The organism is Nonomuraea sp. NPDC003214 (genome assembly GCF_053590035.1).
Genome location: NZ_JBSFSX010000009.1, coordinates 104347 through 129346, shown reverse-complemented (window position 1 = coordinate 129346; position 25000 = coordinate 104347). Strand labels below are relative to the sequence as shown.

Below are 25000 nucleotides of genomic sequence, written 5' to 3'. Positions count from 1 at the left end.
CGGAAAGGATCACCCGATGAGGTTCAGCGGAGCAATGGTCGCGGGTGTCGCACTCTTACTCAGCATCGGAACGGCGTCCACGGCCTCGGCCGACCCGTCGCTCGACCCGGAGCCGTCGTCCGACAGCGTCGGGATTCTGGCCACCAACTTCCAGCTGCCGTTCCCCTGCGGGCAGTCCTGGAACGGCAACTCCAGCGCGAGCAGCGCGCACCAGTCGTGGGAGATCGACTTCAACCGGGGCAGCACGGCCGGCGCCGACCTCGGCGACACGGTGGTGGCGGCGGCGGCGGGCACGGTGGGCATCTCGGCGCACCAGGGCTCGGCGAACGGCTACGGCAACCTGGTCAGGATCGACCACGGCAGCGGCTGGTCCACCTACTACGCGCACCTCAACACGCGGTCGGTCAGCGCGGGCCAGTCGGTCTCGCAGGGCCAGAAGATCGGCACGGTCGGCAACACCAGCAAGCCGGGCAACAACATCAGCCCGCACCTGCACTACGAGGTGCGGCAGGGCACCGGCTACCCGGACAACATCCGCAAGGCGGTCTTCAACGGCGTCACGTTCGGCTACCCGGTCCAGACGCTGACCTCGCGCAACTGCGGCGGCTCCAGCAACCCGTACACGCCGCAGGAGGCGTGCGGATCGGGCTACGACGTGATCGACTCGGCCGGGCTGGGCACGTCGGGCACGGTCTACCTGCTGTACAACAACGGCAACGGCAACAACTGCGTCGTCACGATGAAGCACACCTCGCTGGGCACGCCCACGGCTACCACCGCGTATCTGGAGGTGCAGGGCAGCACCCGGAAGACCGATTCGGGCAACTACTCCTACTATGCGGGTCCGGTGTACGCGTACGCGCCGGGCAAGTGCGTCCGGTGGGGCGGCAAGGCGGGCTCGTCCACGTACGACAGCCCGTTCGAGCACTGCGGCTCCTAGAGCGCGTCGAGAATGTCGATGACGTAGAGCGTCGGCTCGCCCCGTGAGCTGGTGGGCGAGCCGATGGCGACCCGGCCGCCGACCCGCTGGCCGCGCAGGCCGTCGACCCAGCCGGGCGGCACCGTGTCGGGGGTCAGCCGGTAGGCGCTCGGGCCGCCGCGCTTGTAGGAGGAGTCCACGACCTCGCGGGTGGGCCAGGAGGCCGCCACGTACTGGATGACGATCTTGTCCCCGGGCATGACCTCGGCCCCGGACCCGCCGATGAGCGTGCGGGCCGGGGCCGCCGGCGTGAGGTCGGCGGGGACGGTGGGCAGCGGCCGGCCCACCAGGCGGGCGTCCGGGGGGTAGCCGCCGATGATGTCGAAGACCACGACGAGCGTTTCGGCGGGCGGGACGCCGTCGAGGCGCATGTCGGGGCCGAGCGTCTGGACGGCGGGGCCGACGAGCAGCACCCGGCTGCCCGCCGCCCGCCCGATGAGGGCCTCCTGCCAGGTGCGGGGCACCGCGCGCCCGTCGAAGACGACGGTGACGGGCTGGTTGACCTCGTACGTGCTCAGATGCGGCTCGTTGCCCGACCAGCGGCGGACCTCGACGTCGGCGAGCACCACGTCCCCGGGCATCGTGCGCCGTCCGGCGCCGTGGGAGAGCAGGACCACCCGGGGCGTGCGTCCGGGTTTGCCGGGCGGGATGGTGACGTCGGGCGGGGCGCCGAAGGGGCCGGCGACGACGGGCAGCGTGCCGCTGTCGGCGACGCCACAGGAGGTGGCGAGCACGAGTACGGCGGGCCAGAGCAGGCGCACGATTCCTCCCGGTGCGAGATCCGCCCGCTTCCTTGCCGGGATCACCACAAGGCATGCCCACCTGCTGACAAAGGCGCGGCACACTAAGGGGCGTGAGCAAGCCGAACCTGGCCCGAAGGGTCGCCGAAGCCGCCGAGCTCGCGCTGACCCGCAACAAGTACGTGACGTTCCTGGACGTGGTGACGGGTCTGCGCTGGCTGCATTCGCGTCATGTCGACACCTGGCGGCAGGGCCGGGCGGCCACGCTGGCGGAGCTGGCCGCCGTCGACGAGGACCGCCTGGTGGCCACGGCCGCGCTGCTCGGCGACTGGGCGCGGGCCAGGGGGCTGCGCCCGGTGGAGACGCCGTACGTGTCGGGCAGCCGTGACCGGCGGCCGTTGCGGTTCACGGGCGGGGGCGGGCAGGAGGCGTTCCGGGTGCACTGGCTGTCGCCGGACCTGAGCGAGGCGCGGGTGCGGCAGCTCACCGAGCGGCAGAGCAAGGCGCCTGATCTGGTGGTGGTCGCGCCGCTGGAGGCGTGGACGTGCGCGTCGTGCCGCGACACCGGGCCTTATCTGATCATGGAGGACGACCGGCCGCACTGCCTGACGTGCGCGGATCTGGATCATCTGACGTTCCTGCCGTCGGGTGACGCCGCGCTGAGCCGCCGGGCCAAGCAGGAGAGCCGGCTGTCGGCGGTGGTCGTCCGCTACAACCGGCGGCGCAAGGTCTACCAGCGGGCCGGGCTGCTGGTGGAGGAGGAGGCGCTGGCGCGGGCCGAGGAACGCTGCCTGGCCGACGAGGAGGTGCGGCTGCGCCGCCGCGAGCGTGACGCGGTGCGCCGGGCCGAGCAGGACGTGGAGTTCCAGGCGCGGATGGCGGCGGAGATCGCCCGGCTGTTCCCCGGCTGCCCGCCGGACAGGGCGCGGGAGATCGCCGAGCACGCGGGGCTGCGCGGCAGCGGCCGGGTGGGCCGCACCGCGGCGGCCAAGGTCCTGGACGAGAACGCGATCACGCTGGCCGTGATCGCGTCCATCCGTCATCGCGACACCGACTACGACGAGCTGCTTATGTCGGGGGTGCCTCGTATGGTGGCCCGAGACCGGATCAGGGCCGCGATCGACCGCAAGCTTGAGGAGTTCCGGACATGACCGACTGGCACGACGTCCGCGAGGAGCTGCGCGCGTTCGCGCTCGGCCTCCCCGAGACCCACGAGGACCATCCGTGGGGCGAAACCGTGATCAAGGTGAACAAGAAGGTGTTCCTGTTCCTCGGCATCGACGAGCAGACCGAGAAGTGGGACCCGACCTTCGGCGTCAAGCTCCTGTCGGAGACGCACGGGCACGCGCTGACCGTGCCGGGGGCGGCGCCGAGCGGCTACGGGCTCGGCAAGGCCGGCTGGGTGACGGTGCCGTTCCTGGCCGAGCTGCCGGAGACCGAGGTGCTGCTCGACTGGGTCGAGGAGAGCTACCGGGCCATCGCCCCCAAGCGGGCGGTCAAGCTACTGGACGGCCAGCCGTAGCGCGAAGCCGACCAGCAGCACGCCGGTGACCCGCTCGACCCGGGCGCGCACCCGGGGCGTGCGCAGCAGCGCGCCGACCCGGTCGACGATCAGGTTGTAGAGGCTGAACCAGAGCGCGTAGAGCACGGCGATGATGCCCGACAGCAGCAGCGCGCTGCTCAGCGTGTCGCCGTGCGACGGGAGAAACTGCGGCAGCCACGTCACGAACAGCAGCAGCACCTTGGGGTTGAGCAGGTTGGACAGCAGGCCCCTGCGCACGTGGACGAGCGGCGAGCCGCCGGGCGCCGACTCGGCGGTCTCGGCGGCCTTGCCGCGGCTCGACAGCAGCGCGTGGACGCCGAGCCAGAGCAGGTAGCAGATGCCCAGCCCGCGCACCACGGTGAAGGCGGTGGGCGAGGCCACGAGCAGCGCCGACAGGCCGATCGCGGCGGCGGCGGCGTGCACGGACAGGCCGAGCAGGCCGCCGAGCATGGTGAGCAGCCCGGCCATCCGGCCGTGGGCGAGCGAACTGCGCATGATCAGGGCCGCGTCGGGCCCGGGGATCATGATCATGACAAGCGTGGTGACCACGAAGGTCAGCAGCATGGCGGGGGTCTCCCGGAGCTGGAGGCGCGCTCCGGTCGACCCGCTCGTGCGCAGGCCGCACGGTGACGCGGGCGAACATCGGTGAAGTGCCTTGTGGGCAAGCCGATATTACCTGGTCAGGTGACCGCGAGCCGCCGCGCGTATCGGTCGTCGCGCCAGAGCTCCTTCTCCAGCACCTCCAGCAGCGTGGTGGCCGCGTCGTACACGTCGGTGTAGCGCGTGTAGAGCGGCGCGAGGCCGAAGCGCAGGATGTCGGGGGCGCGGAAGTCGCCCTGCACGCCCCGGTCGATGAGCGCCCGCATGACCGGGTAGCCGTCGGGGTGGCGGAAGCTGACGTGGCTGCCGCGCCGTTCCGGGTCGGCGGGCGAGGCGAGCTCCAGCGCGTCGCCGACGAGCTCCACGAACAGCTCGCCGAGCGCCACGCTCTTGGCCCGCAACTGGTCGAGCGGCACCCGGTCCCAGATGTCGAGGGCGGCCTCCAGCGCCGCGAACGACAGCACGTGCGGCGTGCTGATCGCGAACCGCCTGATGCCCTCGGCCGGGCGGTATCCGCTCTCGAACGCGAACGGGTCGGCGTGGCCGTGCCATCCGGACAGCGTGTTCACGGCCGTCGCATGGTGGCGCGGGTTCACGTACAGGAAGGCGGGGGCGCCGGGGCCGCCGTTCAGGTACTTGTACGTGCAGCCGACGGCGAAGTCGGCGGCCGAGACGTCCACGCGCAGGGCGCCGACGCTGTGGCACACGTCCCACACCATGAGCGCGCCCGCGGCCTGCACCCGGGCGGTCACCTCGGCGACGTCGTGCCGTTCCGCCGTGCGGTAGTCGACCTCCGACAGCAGCACCACGGCCGCGTCGTCGAAGCGGCCCTCGGCGAAGTCGCGGATCTCGTAGCCGCCGGCCAGCCCTTCGATCATGTAGTGGTCGGTGGGGAAGTTGTTGACGTCGGAGACGATCACGCGGCGGTCCGGGCGCAGCCGCAGGGCCGCCGAGACGGCCTGGTGGACCGCGATGGACGTGGTGTTGCCGGCCACGACCTGGCCGGGCCCGGCGCCGATGAGCGGCGCGATGCGGTCCCCCACGCGCAGCGGCTGGTCGTACCAGCCCGCGCTGTTCCAGCCGCCGACGAGCTGGACGCCCCATTCGTCGGTCACGGCCTGGTTCACCCGTTCCGGAGTGCGGCGCGGCAGCGCGCCCAGCGAGTTGCCCACGAGGTAGATGACGCCTTCGGGCAGCGCGAACTCGTCCCTGAAGTCGCGCAGCGGGTCGTCGGCGTCCAGGGCGAGGCAGCGGTCACGGTCCTGCAACGCGTCACTCCTTCGGGGGGATTGTGGCAATCACCCGATTGATGCCATTTTCGTACTGTCTGGCATACCAGTTCTGGACCGGGTTGTGCGAGGTGTCGTCCAGCCTGAGCTTGCCGCGCGGGCTCTCCAGCTCCTCCACCCCGGCCAGCGCCTCCCCCAGGTCGCCGCCGCGCGCCGCCGCCCGGTCGATGAGCCGCATCGCGTCCCAGCTCTGCAACGCCACCACCGACGGGTTCTTGCCGGTACGCGCCCGCCAGGTGGCGACGAACGCGGTGTTGGCCGGGTTGTCCAGCGCCGGCGAGTAGCTGCCGACGCTGGTGATGCCCTCGGCGTCCCGGCCGATCGCCGCCAGCACGTCCTCGTCCACGAGCTGCTGGCACGCCAGCAGCTCGATCCGGGCGTCGTAGCCGAGCTGCCTGAACGCCTTGACGAACGTGACCGCCTCCCCGCCCGCGTAGAACGCGTACAGCAGCTCCGCCTCCGGCGGGATCCGCGCCAGGTACGGCTCCAGATCCCCGACCTTCCCGTACGGCGTCAGGATGCGCGTGAGCGGGCCCGCGCCGTACCCCTCCTCGAACCCGTCGAGCGTCTCCACGCCCGCCGAGTAGTCGGAGGCCATGAGCACCACGCCGGTCCGCCCGTAGCGCTCGGCGGCGTAGCGGCCGGCCGCCTCGCCGTGCTCGCGGTTGGTGTAGGAGACGCGGAAGACGCCGGGGCCGCCCAGCTCGTCGGCGCCCGCGTTGGCGATGACCACCGGCGTGCCGTCCGCCGCCTCGGCGACGGACACGGCGACCGGCGAGGCCAGCAGGCCGGTGATCACGTCGGCGCGCTCCTGGCTCACCAGCCGCCGGGCCTCGCGCCCGCCCCGGTCGGCGGCGCCCGCGTCGTCGGCCACGACCAGCCGGGCCGGCCTCCCGCCCAGCCTGCCGCCGTGCTCGTCCAGGTAGAGGCGCATGGCGGCCTCCATCTCGTCGCCGAGCATCGCGTACACGCCGGTCTGGGAGATGATCGCGCCCACCGTGAGCTCGCCGTCGTCGCGGGCCTCGGTCGGGGCCGGCCCGCCGCAGCCTGCGGCCAGCAGCACCAGCAACCCGGCCACGGGCAGGCGCATGGGTGCTCCCTTCCTCAGCCCAGGAACGCTCCGGCGTTGCCGCCGAGCAGCTTGGCCCGCGCCTCGTCGGACAGGAAGCCCGCCTTGCGGACCAGCGCGCCGACGGGCGACTCGCCGAGCGGGTAGGGGTAGTCGGAGCCGAGCATCACGTGGTCCTCGCCGATCGTGTCGACGAGCAGCCGCAGCGCCCGCTCGTCGAAGACCACGGTGTCGACCGCGAACCTGCCGAGATAGGCCGACGGCGGCCGCTCCGAGACGCCGACCAGGTCGCCGCGCCGGTGCCAGGCGTTCTCGAACCGGCCCAGCCAGAACGCGAACGACCCGCCGCCGTGGGCGAAGCAGATCCGCAGCGTCTCCGGCACCCGGTCGAAGACGCCGCCGAGAATCAGCGCCAGGATCGACAGGTGCGTCTCGGCGGGCATCCCCACCAGCCACTGCGCCATCCACCGCTCGACGCGCGGGCCGCCGGGCATGTCCCACGGGTGCACGAAGACCGGCACGCCACGTTCGGCGCAGTGCTGCAGGAACTGCACGATCCCGGCGTCGTCGAGGTCGCGGTCGCCGACGTGGTTGCCGATCTCCACGCCCCGGTGCCCGGCCGCGATGCTCCGGTCGAGCTCCGCGCAGGCCAGGTCGGGGTCCTGGAGCGGCACCTGGCAGAACGGGATCAGCCGGTCGCCGTCGCAGATCTCCAGCGCGAGGTCGTTGAAGATCTTCGCGACCCGTACGGCCTCGGCGGCGGGCCTGTCGTAGGCGAAGAACACCGGCGTCGGCGAGACGACCTGCCGGTCCACGCCGTCGCGGTCCATCGCGGCCAGGCGGACGTCGGCGTTCCAGCAGTCATCCTGGATCTTCCGGAAGTTCCGGTCGTTGACGAGGATGGTCGCCTCGCGCTCCGACTCGATCCGCAACCGGGGCGCCCCCGGCCAGCCCAGCTCCGGCCAGCCTCGGGGCACGTGGTGCGTGTGGATGTCGGTGATCATCAGCCCTTGCCAGGATGGAGCGTGCCGCAGGAGTCACAGGTGCGCGCCTTCTCGTCGGTGTAGAAGGCGTTGAAGACCGGCGGCAGGTCCTTGACGATGTCGCGCACCTGCAGCTCGACCTCGTGCACCAGCGCGGCGCACTGCGGGCAGTACCACTGGAACCGCTCCAGGACCCCCTCCGGCCGCACCCGTTCCACCACCAGCCCGACCGAGCCCTCCTCGGGCCGCTGCGGCGAGTGGGGCATCCCGGGCGGCAGCAGCCACATCTGCCCCTCCCGGATGTGCACGGTGTCGGGCCCGTCGTCGGTCATCACGTTCACGTGCATGTTGCCGCGGACCTGGTAGAACAGCTCCTCGTACGGGTCGATGTGGAAGTCGGTGCGCGCGTTGGGCCCGCCGACGACCATCACGATGAAGTCCTCGGCCCCCTCGAACACCACCTTGTTCCCGACCGGGGGCTTGAGCAGATGGGCGTGCTCGTCGATCCACTTGGTGAAGTCGATGGGCGGGATCATGATCGCTCCTGGGGGTGGTAGGCGACGGCTTGCATCTCGATCAGCAGGTGGGGGTGCGGCAGCTGGTGCACCGCGACCGTGGTCCGCGTCGGGCCCTCCTCGTCGAAGAACTCGGCGTAGACCTCGTTGTAGCCCTTGAAGTCGTTCATGTTGACCAGGTACGTGGTGATCTGTACGAGGTCGGCCAGCGAGCCTCCGGCGGCCTTGAGGATGTCGCCGATGTTCTCGATGACCGCCCTGGTCTGCTCGCGGATGTCGAGCTCCGGCGCGCCGTGCTTGTCGACGCGCACGCCGACGAAGGTGTTGTCGGGCCGCCGCGAGCTCGTGCCCGACACGTACAGGAAGTCGCCTGCCCGCTTCACGTGCGGGAACCTGCCGAGCGGTGTCGCCTTGCCACGCACCTGCAGTGCCTCGCCCCGATCAAGACTCACTGGGAGAACACCGCCCGCACCGAGCCCAGCCCGTCGATGTGCGCCTCGAAGGCGTCGCCGGGCTCCACCGGCACGACCGGGCCGAGCGCGCCCGTCAGCACGACGTCACCGGCGCGCAGCGGGTGCGCGGTGCGGCCGAGGGCCCCGGCCAGCCACACGGCGGCGTTGAACGGGTGGCCCATGCAGGCCGCGCCGGATCCGGCCGACACCTCCTGCCCGGCGCGCGTCATCCGCATGACGGCCAGCCGCAGGTCGGTCCCGGCCAGCGGGACGGGCGTGTTGCCCAGCACGAACGCGCCCGCGGAGGCGTTGTCGGCGACGGTGTCGGCCGCCGTGATGTCCCAGTCGGCCACGCGCGAGTCGGCGATCTCGACGGCGGGCAGCACGAAGTCGATCGCCCGGATGACCTCCGCGACGGTGAACGGCCCGCCCACCAGGTCGGCGCCCATGACGAAGGCGATCTCCGCCTCGGCCCGGGGCTGCAGGAACCTGCTCACCGGCACGGGCAGCCCATCGAGGTAGGACATATCCGCAAAAAGCATGCCGTAGGTGGGTGTGTCGATCCCGAACTGCTTCTGCATCAGCGGATTCGTCACGCCGATCTTCCGCCCGACCAGCCGCCGCCCCTCGTCCAGCGCCCGGGTCGTGTTGATCTCCTGTACGGCGTAGCCCTCGGCCAGGGTGCTGACCAGGTCCCGGATGGGCGCGCACGGCTTGCCCGACCGGGCCGCCTCCAGCAGTCGGTCGGCGGCCTGGCCACGCGCGTCGACTGCCTGCGACCATTCATCGTGCATCGGGGTACTCCAGCTTGATCGTAATCGTGGTGGGCTCGGAATAGAAGTCGAGCGACCGTGTCCCACCTTCCCTGCCAATGCCCGACAGCTTGACGCCGCCGAACGGGGTGCGCAGGTCGCGCAGATACCAGGTGTTGACCCAGACGAGCCCGGCCTCGATCCGCTGCGCCACCCGGTGCGCCCGGTCGAGGTTCGCCGTCCACACGGTGGCCGCGAGCCCGTAGTCGCTGTCGTTGGCCAGCGCCACCGCCTCGCCCTCGGTGTCGAACGGCGCGACGTGGCAGACCGGCCCGAAGATCTCCTCGCGGTTGAACGCCGACGACTCCGGCAGCCCGGTCACCACGGTCGGCTCCACGAAGTAGCCACCGTCGCGCGCGTCGCCGAACTCCGGCACGCCGCCGCCGGTCACGAACGTGGCCCCCTCGTCCCGGGCCAGCGCGTAGGCGCCGAGCACCTTGTCCCGGTGCTCGGCCGAGATCATCGGCTGCGGCTCCACCTCGCGCGCCCGCCCCGCCAGCCGCGCGCAGAACTCCTCGAACACCGGCCGCTCGACGTAGAGCCGCTCGGTGCACAGGCAGACCTGGCCGCCGTTGGTGAACACCGACCTGGCGCAGCCCTCGACCGCCCTGTCGAGGTCGGCGTCGGCGAACACCAGGCCCGCGTTCTTGCCGCCGAGCTCGAAGGAGACCGGCCTGACCCGGTCCGACACCGAGCGCATGATGGCCGTGCCGGTGCGGGTGGAGCCGGTGAACGTCACGCCGTCGATGCCGGGGTGCTCGACCAGGAGCCGGCCGCTGGTCCCGTACCCGAAGATCACGTTGACCACGCCGCCGGGCAGGCCGGCGTCGGCGCAGATGTCGGCGAACAGCGACGCCGAGCCGGGGGTGTTCTCCGACGGTTTGACCACCACGGTGTTGCCCGCCATCAGCGCGGGCGCGAGCTTCCAGGTCATGAGCAGGAACGGCAGGTTCCACGGCACGACCACCGCGACCACGCCGAGCGGCCTGCGGATCGTGTAGCTGAGCACGCCGGGCAGGTGGAACGCCTCGTCGGGGCGCTGGGCGGCGATCTCGGCGAACGCCCGGAAGTTGGCGGCGCCGCGCGGGATGTCGAGCGTGCGGGTCTGCTCCAGCGGCTTGCCGGTGTCGGCGATCTCGGCGGCCACCAGGTCGTCGAAGCGGGCCTCGATGCCGTCGGCGAGCCTGCGCATCCACCCGGCGCGCTCGGCCGCGGGCAGCGCCGCCCAGCCGGGCGCGGCCGAGGCGGCGGCCTCGACGGCCTGCCGGACGACCTCCTCGTCCGCCTCGCGCGCCTCGCCGGCCCGCGCGCCCGTCATCGGGTCATGGACGCCGAACGCCGGCCCCTGGGCCACCCGCCGGCCGCCGATGAAGTGGTTCAGCACCGAGCTCGCCTCCTCGCTCTGCATCGTCTCTCGCCGGCGGGCGCCGCGCCATGCCGCTCCTGCATGATCGCGGAGACCTGTCCTGGGAGTCATCTTCTCGTAGCCACGAATCGGCCGACATCATGGTCCGGTGAGGCAGACGTGGGTTTTGTGGGGAAACGTCATTATTGCTGGTACCTTTGCGCTGTTTTTCGGCGTGCTCGCCATCATGCTCCTCGCCCGGCGCCGCGCCCGCCGAGGCCACCCCGCGCCGCTGCGCACCGCACTCGCCGACGTGGGGATCGTGGTCGGCACCGCGCCGTGGATCTGGATGATCCTCACCCCGGCCACCGGTCAGGAAGGTGTCAGTCTCGTCCCGTTCAAGGACCTCACCTGGATCGCGAGCGCGCCGTGGGAGACCGTGTTCGTGCAGGTCGGGGGCAATCTGCTGGTGTTCGCGGCACTGGGGGCGCTGCTGCCCGTGCGCACCGCCAGGATGGCCTCCGTGGCCCGCGTGGCCGCCGTCGCGGCCGGAGCCTCGGCGCTCGTGGAGGTGCTCCAGTACGCGCTGCGGCTCGGCAGGTTCTCGTCCGTGGACGACGTGCTGATCAACACGCTCGGCGCGGCGGCGGCGGCTTTGGTTACTCGCCGCTGGTGGGCGTCTCATATTTCGGTCAGCCCGATTTCCCGATAAATAGGCAACTAAAAACGGGCACTAATCGACACACAGGCACACACCGCTCAAAAGAATGCTCGGGACCAACCTCCGTATCTGTGCGATCGTGGACAAGACGGGGCAAGTTCTCTGGAGACGCCAAACCCGCTTGGTGACAGAGGGTGATCAAACAGTGTCTGAATCCCCGGTACCCCACGAGCCCCCTATCTATCGACGCATCGCCGACGGCCTCCGCTCCCGGATCCTGTCCGGCGAATTGCGCGACGGGGAACGGCTGCCGGGCGAGAACGCGCTCATGGCCGACTACGCAATCGCACGGGCCACCGCCAGGCAGGCGCTTGCGGTACTGATCAACGAAGGGCTGGCGGTGCCGAAGCGAGGCTCGGGGGTCTACGTGAGACTGTTCAAACCGATCCGCCGGCACGGCTCCCGCCGTCTGGCGCGCGAGCAGTGGGGCCAGGGACGATCCATCTGGGAGGCCGACACCCGCGGCCGCCCCTTCACCGTCGACGAGGTCGAGGTGGCCCGCGAACAGGCCCCCGACGAGATAGCCGGCGTGCTGGAGAGCCGCGAGGTCTGGGTGCGCCGCCGGCGCTACTCCGTCGACTCGCGGCCCGTGCAGCTCGCCACCTCCTACTTCCCCGCGCAGCTCGTCGAGGGCAGCGCCATCACCGCCGCCGAGACCGGGCCCGGCGGCGTCTACGCCAGGCTGGGCGACCTCGGCCTGCCCCCCGCCCACTTCACCGAGGAGGTCCGCGCCCGCATGCCCCGCCCCCGCGAGAGCGTCATGCTCGGCCTGCCCGGCGGCACCCCCGTGATCGTCATCGACCGCACCGCCTACACCGCCGGCGGCCTCCCCGTCGAGCTCAACGAGATGGTCCTCGACTCGGCGGCTTACGTACTCCAGTACGACTTCGACGCCTGAGTCAGGAAGGCAACGCTGACCTGTCCTTCCCGATCATTGACGTCTCTAGAGATGTGGCGCACCTTCGAAGGAGATGGAACCTCGTACAGGGGCCCCTGGAAGGTTGAACCGGATGACCTTTGACCGGCATCTAGCAGAGATCGCCCGGGAGTACCCGAAGTGGACCATCTGGCGTAGCGACGCCGGCCGCTGGTGGGCCACCCGTCACCACCCGCTGGACGCGGCCCAGCGCGACGCCGGATGCGCGATGACCATCGACGCGGACGACCCGGAGCAACTCCGTGAGCAGCTCCGGGACCAGGAGAGGCGCGCAGGCGAGGAGGAGGGGCGCGCCCCTCCCTGAGGCGTGGGCCGGTGCTGGCCGGTCCACGCCCTAGAGCCGCCCGGTGCCGGGTCCAGCGTCTCGGCGGCCCCGGCACCGGGCAACCAAACGGGGCCACTGACGTGGAAGCCTCCGACCCGATCGGGGGCGGAGGCTTCCACTTCGATCCTTCTGTCCTACTTGCGGGCCTCGGAGAGCCGGCCGAGGTTCACGTCCGTGTCGTCGGCGCTCTGCGGCTCCTGAACGTCCTCCCGGACGTCCTCCCGCTCGACGACGATCCGCACGTCGTCCTGCGGGGCCGGGCCCACCGCCGGCTGGGTGGCGTCGGCGATGAGGGCGCCCGCGGCGGCCTCGTTGCGCATGAGGTCGCCCAGCACGCTGGTGACCTCGTTGAGCCGGCGCACCACCTCGGTGTGGGTGTTGGTCAGATACTCCACCCGCCGGCCGGCGTGCTCGTCCAGCGCGGCGACCCGCTGCTGCGCGGCCTGGAGCGCCGCCTCGGCCTCCGCGTTCGCGGCCTTGACCAGCTTGTCCGCCTCCGCCTGGGCGGTGGTGATCAGCCGCTCCGCCTCGGCGCGCGCGCCGCCGACCGTCTGCTCGGCCTCGGCCTGCGCCGACGTCACCATGCGCTCGGCCTCGGCGTGCGCCTCGCGGAGCCGGCTCTCGGCCTCGGCGCGTGCGGTGCCGCGGGTCTCCTCGGCGTCGGCGCCCGCCTGGGCCAGCATCCGCTCGGCGGCCTCGGTGGCCTCGCCCACGCGCCGCTCGGCCTCGGCCTGCGCCGAGGTGAGGATCTTGTCGGCCGTCTCGCGGGCCGTGCTCGTCATCCGCTCGGACTCCGACCTGGCGGCGTCGCGCAGCGCCTTGGCCTCGGCCTCGGCCTCCTCGCGCATCGCCGTCGCCTCTTCCTGGCCCAGCTTCAGGATCTGCTCCAGCCGCGTGCTGGGATTGAAGTTCTGCGGCACCTCGGCGATCTGCCGCCTGGCCTCCGCGAGCTCGATCCGGCCCTGCTCGGCCTGGTCGATCGCGCGCGCCAGCCGCTCTTCGAGATCCCTGATTTGGTTACGGGTGCGGATCATGTAGTCGTGGACCTGACGGCGGTTGTAGCCGCGCATCACGACTTCGAACGTGTCCTCTTGCATCAGATCGGGAATGCTCTCGTGCCGGTTTGTCATGCTCTACCTAAGGGGTTGCGTAAGGCGGGGAAAACTGCGGGTTGTGAGGGTCTGACGACGAGACGTTAAGAATCGACTTTCCTGCCATCTGCCCCCCTCCGCAACCGGAACGCCTGAGGAGAGACGGGAATTACGATGGGGCAGATGTACATCGCGGCATTGGACGGCGACGCTGTTCCGGACATCCATTCTCAGGCCTACATCGCCCCCGGTGCGGTCGTGGTCGGCAGGGTCTCGATCGGCAGGGCGTCGAGCATCTGGTACGGCTCCGTTCTGCGAGGTGACGACGAGCGGATAGAGATCGACGAGGAGTGCAACGTGCAGGACCTGTGCTGCCTTCACTCCGATCCGGGCGAGCCCGCGATCCTGGAGTCGCGGGTCAGCCTGGGGCACAAGGCGATGGTCCACGGCGCCCACGTGGAGTCGGGCGCGCTGATCGGCATCGGGGCCATCGTGCTGGGCGGCGCCCGCATCGGCGCGGGCACGCTGGTGGCCGCCGGAGCCCTCGTGGGCCCCGGCAAGAAGATCCCGTCCGGCGTGCTGGTCGCCGGCGTGCCCGGAAAGATCGTGCGCGAGCTCACCGACGACGACCGGGCGTCCTTCGCCCGCACGCCGGACAACTACATGGCCAAGGCTCTCAAGCACCGGCAGGCGTCAGCAGTTTGATCAGGACCTCGTCCGACACCGAGGCGGTGTTGAGCGGGTCGGCGTACTCGGGCATCTCCGGCCGCAGGAAGCGGACGTAGTCCACGGTCAGCTTCAGGTCGGGCAGCCCCCTGACCTGCTTGGCGTTGCCCTTGGTCACGTCCTTCTTGAGCGTGCTGTAGCTGTCCCAGTCCGTGTAGGCGGTCACGCCCCACTGCAGCACCTCGGGCAGCTCCGACGGCCAGCGGCTGCCCACCTTCCACGCGCCGCCCTCGTCCTTGTAGAGGGCGACCGCGACCCGGCCCACCCGGGCCAGCACCAGCTCCACCCAGGCGCCCTTGACGGCCAGCTCCTGCGGCTTGGAGCTGCCGTCCCTGGTGAACTTCACCTCGACCTGGCTGCTCTTGTCGCCGGTGCCGGTGGTGACGGACATCCAGTTCGGGTTCTCGTACGAGCCCGGCACCCGGGCCATCAGGCCGCCGAGCGAGAACTTGCGCTTGGGCTTGCCGCCCCGCTTGCCCTCGACCTTGACCCGGGCGTGCATGACGATGTCGCCGGCCAGCTCCTGGTAGACGAACGGGCCGCGGAAGCCGTCGAACCAGGCGGACGTCTTCGGCTCCAGGTAGAGGGCGCCCTTGGCGGTCTTGTTCACGTCGAGGACGGCGATCCGGTCGACGTCCTTCTCGGTGTCGCTCAGCTTGGTCCACATCGACAGGTCGGTGGCGGCCTCGAACTCGGTCGAGGCTCCGCCCACCTCACCGCCGGGCGCCGGGGGCGAGGCCTTGGCGAGGGTGAGGACTCCGAGGGTGGGCGTCGGCGGCTGTGCCGTCGTCGCCGTGCCGCACCCCGCCAGGACGCACAAGGCCATCACGCTCCCCGCCATCTTTGCCCTCATAGCGGCCATTCTGCCGTGTTCCGGACGTGGTTGATTCGAGTTCGCCCAGTACGATGGCCGCCGTGCGCCCGTGGAATGCGTTCACCGCCGTGGAGGCGGAGGTCCGCGCGGTGGTCACCGGCCCGCGCTGGCCGGAGCTCCCGGAGCCCGCGCGCGCCCACCAGATCGCCTCCCGCGCCCTCGTCACCGCCGACGGCGACCGATGGCTGTTCGCCGCCCACGCCCGCTGGCACCTGCACGACCCGGCAGGAGGCCGCTGGCACCCCGCGCCGCCGCCCCGCCACCTGCCCGGACGCCGGGTCAAGCACGCCGCCGCCGCGCTGCCCGCCGACCTCGTCCCGCGCGGCCCCGACTTCGCCGCCGAGCCCGGCTCCACCCAGGCGTTCGTCGGCCCCGACGTGCCCGACCGGCTGTGCGGGCACATCCGCGAGCTGCTGCGGGCCAACTGCGGCAAGTCCGAGCCCGAATACCCGTTGACCGCCTTCGGCGAGATCTTCGCCGCCGACGTGCCCAGCACCGTGGCCGCCGTCTGGGGCACGATCATGTGGTGCGCCTACGCGCCCGCGTTCGACGGCAACGAGCGGCTGCTCACGGCCTTCGGGGAGTTCCTGCGCCGGCCGCTGCCCGGCGACGAGTGGGTGCGCTGGCTGCCCGCGCCGCCGCTCGCCGACCTCGTCCACCTCGTCGCCGAACGCCAGCGCGCCGGCCACCCGCGCGCCGCCCTCCGCCTGACCGCGCTCATCGCCGACACCGCCCAGTTCCTGCTCGCCGACGCCCGCTTCCGGCCCCGCGCGCTCGCGCTGCTCACCATGACCGAGCCCGCCCTGCAACAGCCCGGCCTCGACGACCACCTCCTCGACGACCAGGCGTTGCGGAGCGCCTGGCTCGCCCGCTGCCCGCCCCGCCTGGCCCGCGCCCTCCTGCGCGACACCGACCCCGAGGCGCACCTCGCCCACACCGTCTACGACCTGCTCGAAGCCCTGGCCCACACCCCCGACCCGGCCCGGGCCGCCGCCGCCCACCTGGCCGACCTGTCCGACTCCCGTGGCCTGCTGCCGGGCCGTCTGGACCACCGCCTGCGCCGGGCCTACGACGACCTCCACCGCGCCGGCCTCACCAGCACCTCGGCTGCCGAGCGCACCCAGCCCGACGGCTTCCCCATCCGCCCGCCCGCTTCGGGGCAGGCCACCGGGACGGGCCCGTACGCCGTGTTTCAGGAGGGCGGGGATCGGGGGCGGGTGGCGGCGGTGCTGGGGGCGGCGTACGCCGTGGGGCTGGCCTGGAGCAGGGTGTCGGGGGCGCGGGTGCCGGAGCGGGGGTTCGCGGGGGCGGCGGCGCTGGTGCGCAGGCTCATCCACGAACGGGACGACGAACCACCCCTAAACCACTAATCCCAATTTTTCACTCCAACCCAGCCCATATCCCCCAATCACTCCATCGAACCGCCCATTCGCTGAATTGTGATCTGGGTTCGGAGAAATGACCCTCCTGTGGCCCGGGTGGCGCCGGAAGGAATGACTCCGATGGGCCATGTCGCCCGAAGGGACCGCACCGTAACCTCGAAGAGGGTGTGGGCTGCGGAAGGAAGGACGACGCGGTGGGGCACGATGACCTGGACTCTCGGGTCCACGACCGTGTCGCGTTGGACGAGATTGCGCTCTACGCCGAGGTGCTCACCGCCGTCGCTGTAAGCGAGCGGCGGCTTACCTTGGATGAGCTCGACGACGCGCTCGGATTGCGGACTTCGGCGAGCCGCTGAAGAAGATGACATGACCTGGTCCCGGACTCCCCAGGGGTCCGGGACAGTGCTTATCTGGAATGGCTCATCCTGACTAGTTCTTTCAGGACCGTACGAGCCGCGCGATGGCCGCCGACGCTTCCTTGACCTTGGCGTCGGCCTCCGGCCCACCGGTGGCGATGGCGTCGGCCACGCAGTGGGAGATGTGCTCCTCCAGCAGCCCGAGCGCCACGGCCTGCAGCGCGCGCGTCGCGGCGGAGACCTGGGTGAGGACGTCGATGCAGTAGGCGTCGTCGTCGACCATCCGCTGCAGGCCCCTGATCTGGCCTTCGATGCGCCTGAGCCGGGTGAGATAAGCCTGCTTGTCTCCGCTGTACCCATGCATGGTTCTACGGTACCCGTTACCCGTATGGTCAGCGGAGGTCCGCGATCAGCTTCTCCCACTGCACGCTGACCTCGTCGGCCGCGTGCCTGATCGCGGTGTCGAGCGCGCCCGCCGCGAGCGAGCGCCGCCTGCGCTCGTCGTCGATGAGCGACAACAGCGCGGCGGCCAGCATCTCGGCCTCGCCGGCCGACTCGGGCACGAGCACGCCGTTGTAGCCGGTCGCCACGAACTCGGCCGGCCCCCTGGCTCCCTCGAACGCCACGACCGGCACCCCGCAGCCCATCGCCTCCAGCACGGTCATGCCCAGGTCGGCGCTGCGCGAGCTGTTGGCCACGATCGACGCCTTGGCGAACTCCCCCGCCAGGTCGGGCGTGGTGCCCATGAAGTAGACGTGGTTGTGCAGGCCCAGCTCGCTGACCAGGGCGCGGAGCCTGCGTTCCTCGGGGCCGCCGCCGTACAGCCTGAGCCGCCAGTCGGGGCGCTTGTCGGCGACGATGGCGAAGGCGTTGATCAGCCGGTCGTACGCCTTGGCGGGCACCCAGCGCCCGCCGGCCGCCACGATGCGGTTGTCCATCCGGGAGCGCGGCCAGGGCGCGATGGGCAGCGCGTCGGGCACGCTGTGCACGGACGGGCCGCCGTCGAGCAGCCTGCGCCACTCCTCCTGCGCCGACTCGGTGGCGGTGACGACGGCGTCGAGGCGCGGGTAGAGCTTCCTGACCGGGCCGGGAACAGCGGGGCGGGCCCACTCGCGGGCGATGCGCAGGATCTCGCGCGGCGCGTGCCTGGCGGCCTGGACACTCAGTCCGGGCCTGGTGGTGATGAGAACGTCACTCTTGAGCCCGCGCAGCGCCCGCCACAGCGCCACCTCGGTGCGCACCTGCCCGCGCGGCAGCAGGTGGCGCACGCCGGGCCTGGCGTCGATGACCGAGCGCATGGTCACGTTCGGGCCGACGGGGAAGAACGGCTTCTCCTTCTGCCGCCTGAGGCTGATCACCTCCACCTCGTGCCGCTGGGCGAGCGCCGTGGCCAGGTTGAGCGTGGACCGGACGTCGCCGCGCATGCCGTACGCGGAGGAGAGGATCAGGCTGACTCTCACCCGCCCACCTCGATGCGGAGCTCGTCGTCGGCCGTGTAGGAGGGCCGGATCGGGATGCCGTCGACCCGCGCCGACGGGTAGTGCAGGCGGCGGCGCTTGCCGTCGACGTCGTCGAGCCAGGCGCCGAGCCGCAGCGGCTGGGGCACGCCGTCGACCTCCAGCGACGGCTCCCAGGTGCCGGACCCCTCGGGGTCGGCCGCGAGCACGTCCACCAGCGAGAACGCGGCGTGGAAGCGCACCCCCTGCACGGTGGCGGTGGCGCACACCCGCGCGCCCGTCTGCCTGCGCTGCAGGGCCAGCATGGCCTCGTGGCGGGAGTCGTCGTCCTCCAGCCCGGTGTAGGCGAGCAGGCCGGTGACCTCGAAGCGGCCTTCCCTGAACCAGACCGCGCGCACCTCGGCCACCGGCTCCGCGTCGTCGATCTTCAGCGCGAGATAGCCGTTGCGGGTGCGGTAGGAGCGGTAGGCGAGCGTGCGCTTGCACAGCGCGTACGCGTCGAGGTGGTCGAGCGAGAAGCCCGGGTCGATGCTGCGCAGCCGCACCCGCTTGCCGTCGTGGCGCAGGTAGGCGTCCCAGCGTCCGGCGCTGAGCAGCAGCGGGGCCAGCGACACGGCCAGGCTGGCCTCGCGGGCCACGGCTCCCGGGGTGCCGAGCAGCACGTCACGCTCGACGCCGCTGGTGCGGTGGCGCAGCACCAGCTCGGTGCCGGCCTTCAGCGGCTCGCGCATGGCCAGGCGCAGGGAGAGCACGTCGGCCAGGGTGACTTCCGCATCCGTCACGACGACGCTCATGCGTGCCCCCTCCCCGTCGAATAGAGCCATGCGACGTTGAGGTTACCGTGATTTTCCCGTTATGTGGATGGCAGATTTACGGGGATCGCCCCTTCTGACGTGCGAAACTCCTCCACAGACGGCTGTGGAGGAGTCCGACTATCCCGGTCAGGTAGGGCTCTTGACCGATTTGATCAAGAGCTGGGCCACGTCCACGACCTCCAGCGACTCCTTGGCCTCGCCGCTGTTCTTCTTCTCGTTGATGGCGTCGCCGAGCATCACCATGCAGAACGGGCACGCGGTCGACACCGTGTCGGGATTCGTGGTCAGCGCCTCGTCCACCCGCTCGGTGTTGATGCGCTTGCCGATGCGCTCCTCCATCCACATCCGGGCGCCGCCGGCGCCGCAGCAGAAGCCGCGGTCCTTGTGCCGGTGCATTTCCTGGGTCTGCACGCCGGGCACCTTCGACATGATGTCGCGCGGCTGCGAATAGACCTTGTTGTGGCGGCCGAGGAAGCACGGGTCGTGGTAGGTGATCTTCTCCTCGATCGGCGTGATCGGCGTGAGCAGCCCCTCGTCCACCAGCTTGGCCAGCAACTGCGTGTGGTGCACGACCTCATACGTGCCGCCGAGCTGCGGATATTCGTTGGCCAGCGTGTTGAAGCAGTGGGGGCAGGTCGCGACGATCTTCTTGACGCCGGCCTCGTTCAGCGTCTCGATGTTCTGCTGGGCCAGCATGTTGAACAGGTACTCCATGCCCAGGCGGCGGGCCGGGTCACCGGTGCACGCCTCCATCGGGCCGAGCACCGCGAACTTGACGCCCGCGATGTGCAACAGCTCGGCCACGGCCTTGGTGGTCTTCTTGGCCCGGTCCTCCAGCGCGCCCGCGCAGCCCACCCAGAACAGGTATTCGGCGTCCTCGGGCATCTTGTCCTCGACGAGCTCGACCTCGAAGTCCAGCTCCTCGATCCAGTCGGCCCGCTTCATCTCGGACATGCCCCACGGGTTGCCCTTGTTCTCCAGGTTCTTCACCATCACTCCCGCCTCGGACGGGAACGACGACTCCACCATCACCTGGTAGCGGCGCATGTCGAGGATGTGGTCGATGTGCTCGATGTCGACGGGGCACTGCTCCACGCAGGCGCCGCAGTTGGTGCACGACCAGAGCACGTCGGGGTGGATCACGCCGTCCTCGCCGACCAGCGGCTTCTCCAGCAGCGCCAGCACGTCCTGCCCGGCGTGCTCGTTGTTCGCCGCCATCAGGTACGGGGCCACCGCGAAGGCGTGGTCACGCTGGTCGATGATGAGCATCTTCGGCGACAGCGGCTTGTCGGTGTTCCACGCCGGGCACTGCGACTGGCAGCGTCCGCACTCGGTGCAGGAGTAGAAGTCGAGGAAGCCCTTCCACGTGGTGTCGCCGATCTTGCCCCGGCCGAGCTTCTCCGGGTCGAGGTCCTCGTCCTCGAAGTCGACGGTCTTGCCGTCGACCCGCAGCTCGGGGGCCGCGCCCATGGCGTCGGGGCGGCGGGAGAACAGCACGTTGAGCGGCGCGGTGAAGATGTGCAGGTGCTTGGAGTTCATCACGATGACGAGGAACACCAGCATGAAGCCGATGTGCAGCAGCAGCCCGATCTCCTCGAGCAGCTCGCTGTGCGGCAGCACGTCGCCGAGCGCCAGCGAGACGAACGCGCCAGAGGAGTAGGGGAAGTTGCCGTTGGCCGCCGCCGCGCCCCTGGCCAGGAAGAGCGTCCAGATGATGTTGAAGATCATGAACAGCACGAGCCACGCGCCGCCCAGGTGCGACCCGGAGAAGCGGGAGCCCCGGCCGAGGGTCTTCGGCGAGTTCTTCACCCGGATGACGGCGAAGGCGACCACGCCGAGCAGACAGGCGACCGCGATGAAGTCCTGGAGGAAGCCCAGGACCCCCCAGGTGCCGATCAGCGGGATGTGGAAGTTCGGCCTGCCGGTGATGGCGCCCTGGATGATCGCGCCGTACGCCTCGATGTAGACGGTCAGCAGGATGAAGAACGCCCACATGACGAAGAAGTGCGCGACGCCCGACGCCGTCCACTTGAGCAGCTTCTTCTGCCCGAACACCTCGACGAGCTGGGCCTTGATCTCCTGCCCGACGTTGGCCTTGGCGTAGGCGATCCGCTCGGGCGCGGGCGGGCCCACTGTGGCGAGCTTGACCAGGAACAGCGCCCGGCGGCCCGCCATGGCGACCGCCGCGACGGTCATCACGAGCCCGATGATGGCTACCCAGAGCACGGATCCTCCCAACACCTCAGCGTATTGACCGGCCTCCCCAGAATCCTACCCGCCGGTAACATTCACAGGGTAACCCGCTACTCACCTTACGGTCAGGCCCGCGTCCAGAACAATGCTCTACCCGGTGAAGTAGCGTTGAATCGTCGGCCCCAGCAGCTCGGCCAGCTCCTCGGGATCGGCGCTCGCCATCGGCTCCAGCTTGAGCACGTACCGGGCCATGAGCACGCCGAACATCTGCGCGAAGGCCGCCTCGATCCGCAGGTGCGGCACGTCGAGCTGGTCGGCCACCCTGAACAGCAGCGCGTTGGTGATGAACTCCCGGAACATCGGCACGGCCTGCTCGTTCGTCATGGCCGAGCGCACCAGGGCGATCATCGGCTCGCGCGTGTCGGGCTCGGCCGTCACGCTCAGGATCAGCGTGACCAGCCGCTTGCCCAGATCCTCGCGCGGACCGTCGAGCAGCGTCGGGATCACCACGTCAGGCGTGATCGGCAGCCGCATCGCCGCCGCGAACATGCCCTCCTTGGTGTCGAAATAGTGGTGCACGAGAGCCGGGTCGACCTGCGCCTCCCTCGCGATCCCGCGCACCGTCGCCTTGTCGAACCCCTTCTCCGCGAACACCTTCCTGGCCGCGCTGAGGATCTCGCCCCGCGTGTCGGCCGACCCGGGCCTGCGCCCCGGCCCCCGCCTGACCGTCACCGGCCCACCGCCAGGTAGACGCGCATCGGCACCGACAGCACGCCGCCGGGGAACTCCCTGGTCAGCTCCGCCCGCTGCCGCTCGACCAGCTCGTCGGCCGCGCCCGCGGACAGCGCCGCCATGTAGGAGTGGGAGCGCAGGTCGAGCAGGAAGTTTTCGACGCGCACCAGCCGGGTCCACGGGATCCACCGCTCCGCGACCACCTCGAACGCGGCCGCGATCGGCGGCACCGACCACTCCTCCAGCGCCGGACCCCAATACGTCGGGCACGACCTGGCCAGCCGCTCCTCGTAGGCCGCCAGCCAGCCAGCCTGCGCGGCGTGCGCCAGGTTCCAGCAGCCGGCGATCGCGCCGCCGGGCCGCAGCACCCGCCTGGCCTCGGCGATCGACGCCACCGGATCGAGCCAGTGCCAGGACTGGGCATAGGTCACCAGATCGGCCACACCGTCGGCCAGCGGCAGCGCGTTGCCGTCGGCCAGCACGGCCGCCGTACCACCGGAGCCGGCCCGCGAGCGCAGCCGGGCCAGCATCTCCGCGCCCGGGTCGACCGCCACCACCCGCGAGCCGCGGGCCCGCAGGGCGCGCGTCAGGATGCCCGTGCCGGCGCCCACGTCGACCGCGGTCGCGCCGTCGAGGTCGACGCCCGACACCTCCGACAGCGCCTGGAACAGCTCGTCCGGATAGGTCGGGCGGGCCGCGTCATAGGCGTCGGCGACCCGGTCGAACACCTTGCCGAGCTCGCGCATCGGCCCCACGCTCATCGCGTGGCCGCCAGGTGGAGCCGGGCGAAGGCCAGCCCCTCGGCCAGGTCGTCGATCCGCTCGGTGCGGCTGGACGCCTTGCGCGTGTTGACCTCCAGCACGACCAGGCCGTCGTAGCCGGAGCCCGCCAGCCGCTCCAGCAGCGGCGCGCACGGCTGGTTGCCCCTGCCGGGGACCAGGTGCTCGTCCTTGTTGGTGACGCCGAGGCCGTCGGCCAGGTGCACGTGGGCCAGCCGGTCGCCGAGCTTGGTGGCCATCTCCATCGCGTCGCTGCCGGACACCGCCGTGTGCGACAGGTCGAGCGTGACGTGCGGGAAGTCGTAGTCGGTCGGGTTCCAGTCGGGCGAATAGGGCACCACGTCGTTGCCCCGGGCCCGCAGCGGGAACATGTTCTCGACCGCGAACGTGATGTCGGTCTCGTCGCGCATGCGGGCCAGACCGGTCTCGAACTCGCGCGCGTAATCCCGCTGCCAGCGGAACGGCGGGTGCACCACGACCGTCGAGGCGCCCAGCCGCTCGGCCGCCTTCTGCGCCTTGACCAGCTTGGCCCACGGGTCGCGCCCCCACACCCGCTGCGTGACGAGCAGGCAGGGCGCGTGGATGGCCAGGACCGGCACCTGGTAGTGCTCGGAAAGCCGCTCGATCACGTCGATGTCCTGGCTCACCGGGTCTGCGCCGACCATGATCTCGACGCCGTCGTAGCCCAGGCGGGCCGCCAGCTCGAACGCATCGGGAGTGCGTTCCGGATATACCGAAGCGGTGGACAATGCGATCTTCGCATTGGGCACGCGGATGACATCAGCCACGCTGCCAGCCTAAGCCGGTTGACGCGATATGGCGCGCCGCCCCCTACGGTTGGGCCATGCCCAGGATCGCGAAAGGCGCCATTCCCAGTCCCAACATCTGGAACACCCCGCAGGTGTACGAGCTGGAGAATCGCGCCGTCGATCCCGAAGGCGCCGCCGACGCGGCCATGCGCGCGCTGCGCCCGTGGGAGGGCGCCACCGTGCTCGACATCGGCTGCGGCACCGGCTTCCACCTGCCGATCTACGCGCGCCACGCCGCCCGGGTGATCGGCGTCGAGCCCCACGGCGACCTGGCCGCGATGGCCCGCCGCCGCTGCGCCGCGCTCCCCTCCGTCCAGGTGCACGCCGCCGGTGCCCAGGACCTGCCGCTCCCCGACGCCTCGGCCGACGTCGCCGTCGCGCGCTGGGCGTACTTCTTCGGGCCCGGCTGCGAGCCGGGCCTGCGCGAGCTCTCACGGGTCGTACGGCGCGGCGGGGCGGCCTTCGTCGTGGACCTCGACGCCGCCAGGGGCGCGTTCGGCCGGTGGTTCCAGCGGACGGTGCCGGCCTATTCGGCGAGGGCCGTGGAGGACTTCTGGGTCCGCCACGGATGGCAGCGGCAGGAGCTCGACCTGCGGATGGTCTTCGAGCGGCGGGCCGATCTGGAGGCCGTGCTGCGCATCGAGTTCGCGCCCGAGGTGGCCGAGCAGGCCATCGCCGAGACCCCCGGCCTGGAGCTGGCCTATCCGAACGTGCTGCGCTGGCGCTACTACTGACCGGGCTTGACCCTGACGTCAGTGTCAACGTTTACCTTGAGGGCATGCGCATCGGAGAGCTGGCCGAACGGACCGGGGTGAGCACCCGCTCGCTCCGCTACTACGAGCAGCAGGGGCTGCTCAGCGCCCGCCGCAGCGCCAACGGCTACCGCGACTACTCCGAGGACGACGTCAAGCTCGTGTCGGAGATCCGCATGCTGCTGTCCGTCGGGCTGACGCTGGACGACACCCGCCCGTTCGTCGCGTGCCTGCGCGCCGGGCACAGCACGGGCGGGTCCTGTCCCGAGTCGGTCGCCGTCTACCAGCGCAAGCTGGCGGAGATCGACGAGCAGATCCGCGTCCTGCTCACCCGCCGCGCCGAGGTGTCGGCCCAGCTCGCCGACGCCTGCACGTTCTCTGGAGGTAAGCGATGATCACCCTGACCACGGACAACTTCGAGGAGCAGGTGCTCAAGGCCGACAAGCCGGTGCTCGTCGACTTCTGGGCCGAATGGTGCGGGCCCTGCCGCATGGTCGCGCCGGTCCTGGCCGAGATCGAGGCCGAGCACGGCCTGACCATCGGCAAGCTCAACACCGACGAACACCCCGAGATCATGGCCCGCTACGGCGTCATGAGCATCCCCACGCTGCTGCTCTTCGACGGCGGCGAGCCGGTCAAGCAGGTGATCGGCGCCAAGCCCAAGCGCCTGCTCGTCAACGAGTTGGGGCTCGCGTAATCACAAGGATCTACGCGGCGAATCGTT

At 70.9% G+C, this 25000-nt stretch carries 29 protein-coding genes; 11 read left to right on the top strand and 18 right to left on the bottom strand.

From position 1 onward, the window contains the following. Positions 1-16 precede the first annotated feature (16 nt). Positions 17-940 carry a M23 family metallopeptidase gene (locus ACWDXC_RS28535; RefSeq protein WP_449986746.1) on the top strand — a complete coding sequence of 308 codons (924 nt, stop codon included), beginning with the start codon at positions 17-19 and terminating at the stop codon, positions 938-940. Here ACWDXC_RS28535 and ACWDXC_RS28530 read toward each other — a convergent pair. Next, positions 937-1740 carry an FKBP-type peptidyl-prolyl cis-trans isomerase gene (locus ACWDXC_RS28530; RefSeq protein WP_449986745.1) on the bottom strand — a complete coding sequence of 268 codons (804 nt, stop codon included), beginning with the start codon at positions 1738-1740 and terminating at the stop codon, positions 937-939. The genes ACWDXC_RS28535 and ACWDXC_RS28530 overlap by 4 nt on opposite strands. A 92-nt stretch (positions 1741-1832) precedes the next feature. Between ACWDXC_RS28530 and ACWDXC_RS28525 the strand changes: the two genes are divergently transcribed. Together ACWDXC_RS28525 and ACWDXC_RS28520 are read left to right on the top strand one after the other, a co-directional pair. After that, complete coding sequence (locus ACWDXC_RS28525) at positions 1833-2870, top strand: DUF2293 domain-containing protein (protein WP_219501484.1); 1038 nt, start codon at positions 1833-1835, stop codon at positions 2868-2870. Further along, positions 2867-3241, top strand: a complete 375-nt coding sequence (locus ACWDXC_RS28520) for an MmcQ/YjbR family DNA-binding protein (RefSeq protein ID WP_364171258.1) — start codon at positions 2867-2869, stop codon at positions 3239-3241. Before ACWDXC_RS28525 ends, ACWDXC_RS28520 begins: the two co-directional genes overlap by 4 nt. Here ACWDXC_RS28520 and ACWDXC_RS28515 read toward each other — a convergent pair. The 8 genes from ACWDXC_RS28515 to ACWDXC_RS28480 form a co-directional block, all read right to left on the bottom strand. Next, the gene (locus tag ACWDXC_RS28515; protein ID WP_449986743.1) at positions 3221-3826 is read right to left on the bottom strand and encodes a LysE family translocator; all 606 of its coding nucleotides are present in this window, start codon (positions 3824-3826) and stop codon (positions 3221-3223) included. The genes ACWDXC_RS28520 and ACWDXC_RS28515 overlap by 21 nt on opposite strands. A gap of 116 nt (positions 3827-3942) precedes the next feature. Continuing rightward, positions 3943-5130: a kynureninase gene (locus ACWDXC_RS28510; protein WP_364171254.1), complete on the bottom strand. Its 1188-nt coding sequence runs from the start codon at positions 5128-5130 to the stop codon at positions 3943-3945. Positions 5131-5134: 4 nt separating this feature from the next. Beyond that, positions 5135-6241, bottom strand: a complete 1107-nt coding sequence (locus ACWDXC_RS28505; protein ID WP_449986742.1) for an ABC transporter substrate-binding protein — start codon at positions 6239-6241, stop codon at positions 5135-5137. Positions 6242-6255: 14 nt separating this feature from the next. Continuing rightward, positions 6256-7224, bottom strand: a complete 969-nt coding sequence (locus tag ACWDXC_RS28500) for an amidohydrolase family protein (RefSeq protein WP_449986740.1) — start codon at positions 7222-7224, stop codon at positions 6256-6258. Next, positions 7224-7739 (bottom strand): 3-hydroxyanthranilate 3,4-dioxygenase, encoded by a 516-nt coding sequence (locus tag ACWDXC_RS28495; protein ID WP_219501471.1) that lies wholly within the window; start codon positions 7737-7739, stop codon positions 7224-7226. The genes ACWDXC_RS28500 and ACWDXC_RS28495 overlap by 1 nt, the downstream gene beginning before the upstream one ends. Then, positions 7736-8140, bottom strand: a complete 405-nt coding sequence (locus ACWDXC_RS28490; protein ID WP_308125642.1) for a RidA family protein — start codon at positions 8138-8140, stop codon at positions 7736-7738. The genes ACWDXC_RS28495 and ACWDXC_RS28490 overlap by 4 nt, the downstream gene beginning before the upstream one ends. A gap of 26 nt (positions 8141-8166) precedes the next feature. Then, positions 8167-8964: a 2-keto-4-pentenoate hydratase gene (locus ACWDXC_RS28485; RefSeq protein WP_449986738.1), complete on the bottom strand. Its 798-nt coding sequence runs from the start codon at positions 8962-8964 to the stop codon at positions 8167-8169. After that, complete coding sequence (locus tag ACWDXC_RS28480) at positions 8954-10390, bottom strand: aldehyde dehydrogenase family protein (RefSeq protein WP_449986736.1); 1437 nt, start codon at positions 10388-10390, stop codon at positions 8954-8956. Before ACWDXC_RS28480 ends, ACWDXC_RS28485 begins: the two co-directional genes overlap by 11 nt. Before the next feature lie 184 nt (positions 10391-10574). On the opposite strand from ACWDXC_RS28480, the gene ACWDXC_RS28475 reads away from it, so the two are divergent. The 3 genes from ACWDXC_RS28475 (at position 10575) to ACWDXC_RS28465 (ending at position 12289) form a co-directional block, all read left to right on the top strand. Continuing rightward, positions 10575-11039: a VanZ family protein gene (locus ACWDXC_RS28475; RefSeq protein ID WP_449986734.1), complete on the top strand. Its 465-nt coding sequence runs from the start codon at positions 10575-10577 to the stop codon at positions 11037-11039. Between the two features lie 154 nt (positions 11040-11193). Beyond that, entirely contained in the window at positions 11194-11946 is a 753-nt protein-coding gene (locus ACWDXC_RS28470; RefSeq protein WP_308125632.1) for a GntR family transcriptional regulator, read from the top strand. Positions 11947-12058: 112 nt separating this feature from the next. Further along, positions 12059-12289, top strand: coding sequence for a hypothetical protein (locus ACWDXC_RS28465; RefSeq protein ID WP_219501459.1), 231 nt, complete (start codon positions 12059-12061; stop codon positions 12287-12289). A 155-nt stretch (positions 12290-12444) separates the two neighbouring features. Here the strand turns inward: ACWDXC_RS28465 and ACWDXC_RS28460 are convergent, their stop codons facing one another. Next, positions 12445-13407, bottom strand: coding sequence for a hypothetical protein (locus ACWDXC_RS28460; RefSeq protein ID WP_449986732.1), 963 nt, complete (start codon positions 13405-13407; stop codon positions 12445-12447). Between the two features lie 177 nt (positions 13408-13584). On the opposite strand from ACWDXC_RS28460, the gene ACWDXC_RS28455 reads away from it, so the two are divergent. After that, positions 13585-14106, top strand: a complete 522-nt coding sequence (locus ACWDXC_RS28455) for a gamma carbonic anhydrase family protein (RefSeq protein ID WP_449986731.1) — start codon at positions 13585-13587, stop codon at positions 14104-14106. On the opposite strand, the gene ACWDXC_RS28450 is transcribed toward ACWDXC_RS28455, so the two are convergent. Continuing rightward, complete coding sequence (locus ACWDXC_RS28450; RefSeq protein WP_449986729.1) at positions 14078-14980, bottom strand: hypothetical protein; 903 nt, start codon at positions 14978-14980, stop codon at positions 14078-14080. The two genes, ACWDXC_RS28455 and ACWDXC_RS28450, sit on opposite strands and share 29 nt — an antisense overlap. Before the next feature lie 53 nt (positions 14981-15033). Here ACWDXC_RS28450 and ACWDXC_RS28445 point away from each other — a divergent pair, with 53 nt between their 5' ends. Continuing rightward, positions 15034-16371 (top strand): hypothetical protein, encoded by a 1338-nt coding sequence (locus ACWDXC_RS28445; RefSeq protein ID WP_449986727.1) that lies wholly within the window; start codon positions 15034-15036, stop codon positions 16369-16371. A 450-nt stretch (positions 16372-16821) separates the two neighbouring features. Here ACWDXC_RS28445 and ACWDXC_RS28440 read toward each other — a convergent pair whose 3' ends face one another. From ACWDXC_RS28440 to ACWDXC_RS28410, 7 genes are all read right to left on the bottom strand, one after another. Next, on the bottom strand, positions 16822-17103 hold the full coding sequence (locus ACWDXC_RS28440) for a metal-sensitive transcriptional regulator (RefSeq protein ID WP_049560737.1): 282 nt from the start codon (positions 17101-17103) through the stop codon (positions 16822-16824). Between the two features lie 28 nt (positions 17104-17131). Then, entirely contained in the window at positions 17132-18199 is a 1068-nt protein-coding gene (locus ACWDXC_RS28435; protein ID WP_364171234.1) for a glycosyltransferase, read from the bottom strand. Continuing rightward, on the bottom strand, positions 18196-18990 hold the full coding sequence (locus ACWDXC_RS28430) for a hypothetical protein (protein WP_449986725.1): 795 nt from the start codon (positions 18988-18990) through the stop codon (positions 18196-18198). The genes ACWDXC_RS28435 and ACWDXC_RS28430 overlap by 4 nt, the downstream gene beginning before the upstream one ends. A gap of 147 nt (positions 18991-19137) precedes the next feature. After that, the gene (locus tag ACWDXC_RS28425; RefSeq protein ID WP_449986723.1) at positions 19138-21237 is read right to left on the bottom strand and encodes a (Fe-S)-binding protein; all 2100 of its coding nucleotides are present in this window, start codon (positions 21235-21237) and stop codon (positions 19138-19140) included. Positions 21238-21354: 117 nt separating this feature from the next. After that, positions 21355-21936, bottom strand: coding sequence for a TetR/AcrR family transcriptional regulator (locus tag ACWDXC_RS28420; protein WP_219501443.1), 582 nt, complete (start codon positions 21934-21936; stop codon positions 21355-21357). After that, on the bottom strand, positions 21933-22682 hold the full coding sequence (locus ACWDXC_RS28415) for a class I SAM-dependent methyltransferase (RefSeq protein WP_449986722.1): 750 nt from the start codon (positions 22680-22682) through the stop codon (positions 21933-21935). Before ACWDXC_RS28415 ends, ACWDXC_RS28420 begins: the two co-directional genes overlap by 4 nt. 11 nt (positions 22683-22693) lie before the next feature. After that, a complete protein-coding gene (locus ACWDXC_RS28410; RefSeq protein ID WP_219501440.1) occupies positions 22694-23503 on the bottom strand; it encodes a sugar phosphate isomerase/epimerase family protein in 810 nt (269 codons plus the stop codon). Between the two features lie 56 nt (positions 23504-23559). Here ACWDXC_RS28410 and ACWDXC_RS28405 point away from each other — a divergent pair, with 56 nt between their 5' ends. From ACWDXC_RS28405 to trxA, 3 genes are read left to right on the top strand one after another with little or no spacing between them, the layout of a single operon-like run. Continuing rightward, positions 23560-24258 (top strand): class I SAM-dependent methyltransferase, encoded by a 699-nt coding sequence (locus ACWDXC_RS28405; protein ID WP_449986720.1) that lies wholly within the window; start codon positions 23560-23562, stop codon positions 24256-24258. Positions 24259-24302: 44 nt separating this feature from the next. Then, on the top strand, positions 24303-24671 hold the full coding sequence (locus tag ACWDXC_RS28400; protein WP_219501436.1) for a MerR family transcriptional regulator: 369 nt from the start codon (positions 24303-24305) through the stop codon (positions 24669-24671). Next, positions 24668-24973, top strand: coding sequence for a thioredoxin (gene trxA / locus ACWDXC_RS28395; protein WP_219501434.1), 306 nt, complete (start codon positions 24668-24670; stop codon positions 24971-24973). Before ACWDXC_RS28400 ends, trxA begins: the two co-directional genes overlap by 4 nt. Positions 24974-25000: the final 27 nt, after the last annotated feature.